Origin of the sequence: Streptomyces vulcanius, assembly GCF_042653945.1 — a bacterium.
Taxonomy (GTDB): domain Bacteria; phylum Actinomycetota; class Actinomycetes; order Streptomycetales; family Streptomycetaceae; genus Streptomyces; species Streptomyces mangrovi.
The window spans coordinates 64,236-70,235 of sequence record NZ_JBHSFK010000061.1 but is presented as its reverse complement, the minus strand read 5'-3'; the positions used below and the strand labels follow the sequence as shown (position 1 = coordinate 70,235).

Sequence of the window (6,000 nt, the reverse complement as noted above, 5' to 3'; positions counted from 1 at the left end):
TTGCTCGTGCCGACCGAGCACCGGCCACTTCTCCATGAGCACCGTCGAGCCGCTCAAGCCATCTCCCAAGTCCGTGGTTGCACCGGGGAGACATGATCACCCCCAGCAGATTCCACGTAACTTTTAAAATGATCAAGCGCCAGATGTTCGGCCGCGCCGGCTTCCCTCTGCTCAGAAAACGCGTACTACTCACGGCCGCCCAGTGACGGTCACGCACTGACAGCAACTCCCGCCAACCACCCGTGATCGCGCTCATCGAATGTGTGCCAGATCCGAGAACTGGCTCCACTTTCGCGCGGGTTTTGGCCCCGCCTGGCGGCTCGTATGGAGCTGATCGGGAATGAGCATTGGTCCCACTCCGGAGGGAGCTGGCCTGGTCGGCGGGTGGAGCCAGAACTCGCTGGAATCGCCTCCCGCGAAACGCCGGTGGGGCCGGCGCTCGTCCGTAGGTGGGGGCCGAGACTCACTCCCGAAGCCAGCTGTTCAGCAGCGGGGTTCGAGCCGTCGTACGGGACGTCGTGCCGACCGTAAACGCCTCGGAGTCGACGTTGCGTTCGCGCCGCGTGGCGTTGTCGATGACCCGGCACGCCTTCAGGCCGAGTTCCAAGCGCAGGGCGAGGGACAGCCGGTCAATGCTCCACGTGTCGGCCTTGTGGTCGCGCGTGTGGTACCGGATCCACGCCCCGACCGTCTTGGACCAGCGGAAGCCGTCCCGGCGCCCGTACCGCTTCCGCTTCAAGATCTCCCGCACGCCGCCGGGTGAGTGTCACCTTTAACGCTGGTTCCCTGGGCGCGGCTGTGGCGAATGACGATGACCGCCGCCGCCTCGTCGTCCACCTCCGCTATGACCTCGTCGGCGTCCCTGCCCGCGCGGGACTTGTCGGCAGCCTCGGCCTGCTCCTCGGCTGCCTCGTCGTTCTCGGCCTGGACGGCCTCCATGGTGCGCGGCCCCTCGAAGTAGCCGGGAGGATCACCGGTCTTGCACCCCAGGTCAGCGGCCACGCAGAACGCACACCGGCCCGCGGTGTTACGGGCCTCCCACAGGGCGATGCCTTCCAGGGCGTGAAAGTCCGTCATGCAGGTTCCGAACCCGTCCAGCTTCGTCACGACGTACCCGGCGACCACGACCCCGTCACCCCGCTGCTCCCGTTGTGGGTGCAGGCGGGGCGGCTGTCGCCCCGGGAAAACTCGATGGCCGCGAGCAGCACCCGCCCACCATGACCGGCGCGGCCGTCTCGGCCTTCGCGTCCTTGACGGGGTAGACACGTCCGTCGGCGGACCGGTACAGCGTCCCCGCCTCGATCAGCGGCGCCACACGGGCAGCGGGCACCCTACGGCCCGCGTGCCCGAACCCGTCACCGCGCTGCCACAGCAGACCCGCCCCGGCCCACTCGATCACCTCGGCATCCGTGCCCGGCTCGGCGGTCTGTACGAACTCACACGACGCCCGCAGCTCCGGCGACTCCTCCGCCGCCGGCTCCTCATCGGCGGCGAGCGCGGCCCTGCCTGCGTCCATAGCGGCCTGAAGGTCGAGCCAGTACACCCCGTACCGCTCATCCACCGACGTGCACAGCGCGTGCCAGGTGTCGGCCGTGGCGTCGGTGAGGTTGGCCGGGATCGCCGACAGGGCGTCGGTAGCCTCCGGCGTGATCGGCTTCTCAACGCCGTTGACGTTGTACGTACGCGACACGCGCCGCTCATCGTCGTTCGAGCCCTCATCGAGGCGGACCGAGGTAGCACCGGTCCGGTACCGGGTAATGACGTGCCCGATGTACGCGGCCGACAGCACCGCCGCCGCATTCTCGTCCAGGCCCTCACGCCCCAACGCGTCGATCACGGCGAGTTCGTCATCAGTGGGCGTCGCGGCCTTCAGGGCCGCACGCTCTTCCTCGGCCTTGCGCAGCGCCGCCGCCTCCGCCTCCTCCTTGGCCTCCGCATCGGCGGCGGCCTGCGCGGCCTGGACCTCACCGGGCCAGGTGTCCCCGGCGGAAAGCCAACGGTAAGGCCCGTCCTTCACGGCCGTGTGCTTGGTGTCCTTCTCCGGCTCGGTCACGGCGCCGATGCGCACGGCCTGAGACCACAGGCGGAACGCGGCCTCTCCGTCATCGGTGAGACCGAACTCGCGCACGCGGGGGGCGACGGCGAACACCTTCACGAACCCGGCCCGCCACAGGCCCGGCACCCGCCGCTTGTTGATCTTCGCGGAAACGTCGGCCTTGTCGGGAGAGATGTCAAAGGCGGTGAACCCGCCGACGGTCTCGCGCACCTTGCCTTCACGCATCCATCCGAGGGCGCGCCACTGGTCCCGGCTGAAGTTCAGCGCCTGGGCGGCGTCGATGTCCTCCGGCGTCATCACGTCGGCGTCCTGTGCGGCGTGCCGGTCCAGGTGGAAGCGGGCGGCGTCGGCCGCGTCCTGCTCGTTGTCGTAGACGTAGGCGACGTCGGCGACCGCGTCACCGAACTTGTTCAGCCCCATGGAGACGGGGCCGTGCCGGTCGCACTCGGCCACCCACTTGGAGCCGATCAGGTCGAGGGCGACCGCCCGCGCGGGGGTCGGCGTATTGTAGGCGTCGCCGGAGGCGGGGACCTCGGCGGCCTCGTCCGCGTCGCTACCCTCGGTGCTCTCGCCGGCTGCCTCCTCGGGAGTAGTGACGGCATCGGCGGCCCGCTCGGAGTCGGCGGGGAGACCGGGAACGGGCTTGCCGTCGGCGTGAGCCCTGACGATGCCGCGGATGTCGTCGGTAAACGGCTCGTCGTTGATCACGGACGGGTGGGCGATGCGCTCACGTTCGGGGGACAGCACGATCCACGGCCATTCGTGGCCGTCCTCCTTCACGATCGTGTACACCTGCCCGCGCGTGGTCGCGTGCCACAGAAACCCCGTGATCCGCTTCACCGTGATCCGCCGCTTACCCGCCATGTCCGTGTGTCCTTCCGTGTCATTGTTGTGGTCCTGCTGTGCCCTGCTGTCGCTGTCGGACGGAGGGAGGGCGGGGAAGTCCTCGATGCCCCGCGCTGCCAGTTCCCGGCACTCCCCGCACCGCCAGTCCAGCGGCCACACCCGCCGGCAGCACCGGCGCGGGCGGTGCGCTCGGCCTCCTGCGCTGCCTCGCGGCGGGCCTCCCGGCGGTCCCGGATCCGCGCCCGCCGGGAGGCCCGCCGCATCAGGGCCTCGATGCGCTTGCATGCCTTCTCCGCCTCGACGGCCGCCCGCTCCGCGCCCTTGCGGGCGACGGCGAGGCGGCGGCGTTCCTCACCGCCCCGGGAAGCACCGGCAAGGCGTGCGCGTCCTGGCCAGCGTGGCTGTCCCACTGGCGGGCGCGGCGAGCCTTGCGAACCGACGCCATGAAGTCGGCCTCATCGCGCAGCACGCCCGGCCCGGCAGCCTCGGTGAGCCTGAGCGCCTCCTGTCCGTTCCTCCGTCGCCACGACCAGGCCCGAGGTGTAACGCGCGAGCTATCCGCAGCGGGCGAGTAGCCGCACCCGCTCACCCTTGACCCGCCGCCCTGTACGGCCGTCCGCGTCTACCGCACGGAACCCGGAAGCGTCGGCTTTCAGGCCACCGGCGACAGCCAGCCGCACCGTGTCCACGAACGCGGCGTACCAACCGAGAGCGGCCATGGTCCGCGCGGCGTCGCTATACGGGCCCTGCGAGCCGGCCGTGACCTGGGGCCAGCGACCAGGGCCAGCCGGGGACGTGGGGCCGCCCCGAAGAGTGCGGCCGTCGTCTTGCTGCTCATCAGGCCCTCCACCCAACGCGAGCGGAGATCGTCAAGCGACGCCGGAACGGATCCACCGACAGCAGCGCCTCAGCCGGGGGTGCCGGGGCAGTGGCGACCGGGTCTCGTCGTAACGGACGGTGAGGTCGCCCTCGGTGACGAGGGGCGGGTCAACAGTGGTGTAGGTCATGGTCTGTTCTCCTGGGTCGCAGTGAGGCTACGGATAGCGCTCAGCCGCTGGCTGATGGTTTGTTCGAAGGCGTTAGATGTCGGCACGTAGTACTGCGTGTCGAGCCCTCGGCCAGGCAGGTACTGCTGGGTGACGACGCCGTGCTCGAAGTCGTGCGGGTACAGATATCCCTGGCCGTGGCCGAGGGCCTTGGCTCCCGGGTAGTGCGCATCGCGCAGATGCACCGGGACCTCCCCGGTGCGGCCACGCCGCACATCTCCGAGCGCCTGGTCGATACCGCGGACGATGGCCGGCGACTTGGGAGCCCTGGCGATCGCGACCGTCGCCTGGGCAAGGTTGATCCGGGCTTCGGGCATGCCGACCAGCTGGACCGCCTGCACGGCGGCCACTGCGATGGCGGGCAGCGTCGGGATCCGAGCCGCGAAGCAACTTGATGAACGCCGAGATGACGTCGTGGTACTGGTCGCGGTCGTAGCGCTGGAGCGCTGCGCCGGTGACGAGCTCGACAGTCCGGGCGGTGACCTCCTTCTCGCCGGCAGCCATAGCCGTGGCGGCAGCCGTCTCAAGGCGGCTGAGCGCCTGGTGCACGCCGCCGGCGGACAGGTTCGCGATCAGTTCGAGCACTTGAGACTCTGCGCTGACGTGGCCATCGAGGTCAGGGTCCTCATTGAGCGCGCGGGCGAGGAGCTTCACGATGTCGGCGGTGCTGATCGGCTTGAGCACCATGAGGATCGAACGCGACACCAGCGCAGCGTTCACGCTGAAGTTCGAGTTCTCGGTCGTCGCGCCGATTATCGCTATGACGCCGTCCTCCACGGCAGGCAGGAGCACGTCCTGCTGAGCCTTGGAGAAGCGGTGGATCTTGTCGATGAAACGGGCGTCCGGGAGCCGTCGGCGTCGAGCTCCTGCTGGGCCGCGGCAAGCACCTTGCGCACCTCGGCGACGCCCGCCGAGGTGGCAGAGAGCTCGACGAAGCGACGGCTCGTCTGGTGTGCGACGACGCTGGCGATGGTGGTCTTGCCGCACCCGGGCGGGCCGTACAGGAGCACTGAGTTCGCGCCGCGGCCGGACACGAGCAGTTCGAGCGGCGAGCCAGGGAAGACGAGGTGCGCCTGTCCGACGATCTGGTCGAGCAACGTCGGCCGCGTGCGGGCGGCGGCTGATGGGTGGTGGTTGGCACGGGGCAGTATTGGCTGCCGTTCTCCTGGAAGAATCAGCCGGACCTGCTGTAACCCCATGTGCGTCCGGGAATAGTGGCGTCGCAGCCATCTTGCGAGCAGTGTTCGACGGCTGATCGCTGGTTTTCACGTCGACGGTCGGCGGACATGGTTCCCCCTTGATTCGTGGCCCTGTGTAGTTCAGGACTGACCGAGCGGCGCGAAAGCGTGACAGACGTCCATGCAGCGACAGCGGACTATCGGCTGGGTAGCGGTCTCACGGATCTTGCTCTATTACTTTGGCAGAGGCCCACGGGGAGTCGAGCAGGAAGCTCCTTCTCGCCTCTTCGGCCTGCTCGGTGTCTGAATAGCCGCGCAAACTGCGAGGGCGGTACGTCTCGCCGTGCTCCGTTACTTCGATCTGATACATATCTCCAACTTTGGGATAGATGGCTACCGCAGACGGCCGCCCTCGTTCCCCATAGGGTGAGCCACAAGGCGATAGCTGGCAATATGTCGCCTCGCCCACGATCACTCTGCACCGGGTACAAGTGCGGTCTATGTCCGCTCGGCAAAGAGCTCTGGAACGGCTGGGACCCTCTGGCTCTTAGCGAGATCTGTTTGAAGACGGGCCCGAGATGACCTCACCTATGTAGTGAGTGGAGTAGCGGCCTCCGTAAGGAACGATATCCAAAGCAATTCGGCGAGCCACAGCCATAACGGAATCCCCACTTTCTCCCCAAACGGTGTGCCGCAGCTCCTCAGGAAGTTTCACGTCGCAGTCAACGACAACCTCTGTTTCCTCGGACTTTTCCGCGCACCGCTTGTGGCGGGTGGGGCCGGTCGGTGAAGGGGCTGCACGTTCCTGGGTGTCCGGTGCCGGACTTGCAGTCGAACGGGATCGGTCGACTACGGCCCCTGCGGCAGACACGGG

General features: G+C 68.3%; 6 protein-coding genes and 1 pseudogene. All 7 read right to left on the bottom strand.

The window, feature by feature from the left end; genetic code table 11:
* Positions 1–463: 463 nt before the first annotated feature.
* Entirely contained in the window at positions 464–739 is a 276-nt protein-coding gene (locus ACFPIH_RS51930) for a hypothetical protein (RefSeq protein ID WP_381186457.1), read from the bottom strand.
* Positions 736–1,077: a hypothetical protein gene (locus ACFPIH_RS51925; protein ID WP_381186460.1), complete on the bottom strand. Its 342-nt coding sequence runs from the start codon at positions 1,075–1,077 to the stop codon at positions 736–738. The genes ACFPIH_RS51930 and ACFPIH_RS51925 overlap by 4 nt, the downstream gene beginning before the upstream one ends.
* A 55-nt stretch (positions 1,078–1,132) precedes the next feature.
* Positions 1,133–2,920, bottom strand: coding sequence for a hypothetical protein (locus ACFPIH_RS51920; protein ID WP_381186463.1), 1,788 nt, complete (start codon positions 2,918–2,920; stop codon positions 1,133–1,135).
* A gap of 851 nt (positions 2,921–3,771) precedes the next feature.
* Positions 3,772–3,909, bottom strand: coding sequence for a hypothetical protein (locus ACFPIH_RS51915; RefSeq protein ID WP_381186466.1), 138 nt, complete (start codon positions 3,907–3,909; stop codon positions 3,772–3,774).
* Entirely contained in the window at positions 3,906–4,298 is a 393-nt protein-coding gene (locus ACFPIH_RS51910; protein ID WP_381186469.1) for an AAA family ATPase, read from the bottom strand. The genes ACFPIH_RS51915 and ACFPIH_RS51910 overlap by 4 nt, the downstream gene beginning before the upstream one ends.
* A gap of 91 nt (positions 4,299–4,389) precedes the next feature.
* A pseudogene (locus ACFPIH_RS51905) lies at positions 4,390–4,635 on the bottom strand (hypothetical protein); the annotation flags it as partial.
* Positions 4,636–4,706: 71 nt separating this feature from the next.
* Positions 4,707–5,147, bottom strand: coding sequence for an AAA family ATPase (locus ACFPIH_RS51900; RefSeq protein WP_381186471.1), 441 nt, complete (start codon positions 5,145–5,147; stop codon positions 4,707–4,709).
* Between the last annotated feature and the right edge of the window lie 853 nt (positions 5,148–6,000).

Coding starts and splice junctions, on each gene's coding strand:
- ACFPIH_RS51925 (WP_381186460.1), bottom strand. CDS start 1,077: ATGACGGACTTTCACGCCCTGGAAGGCATCGCCCTGTGGGAGGCCCGT.
- ACFPIH_RS51920 (WP_381186463.1), bottom strand. CDS start 2,920: ATGGCGGGTAAGCGGCGGATCACGGTGAAGCGGATCACGGGGTTTCTG.
- ACFPIH_RS51915 (WP_381186466.1), bottom strand. CDS start 3,909: ATGACCTACACCACTGTTGACCCGCCCCTCGTCACCGAGGGCGACCTC.
- ACFPIH_RS51900 (WP_381186471.1), bottom strand. CDS start 5,147: ATGGGGTTACAGCAGGTCCGGCTGATTCTTCCAGGAGAACGGCAGCCA.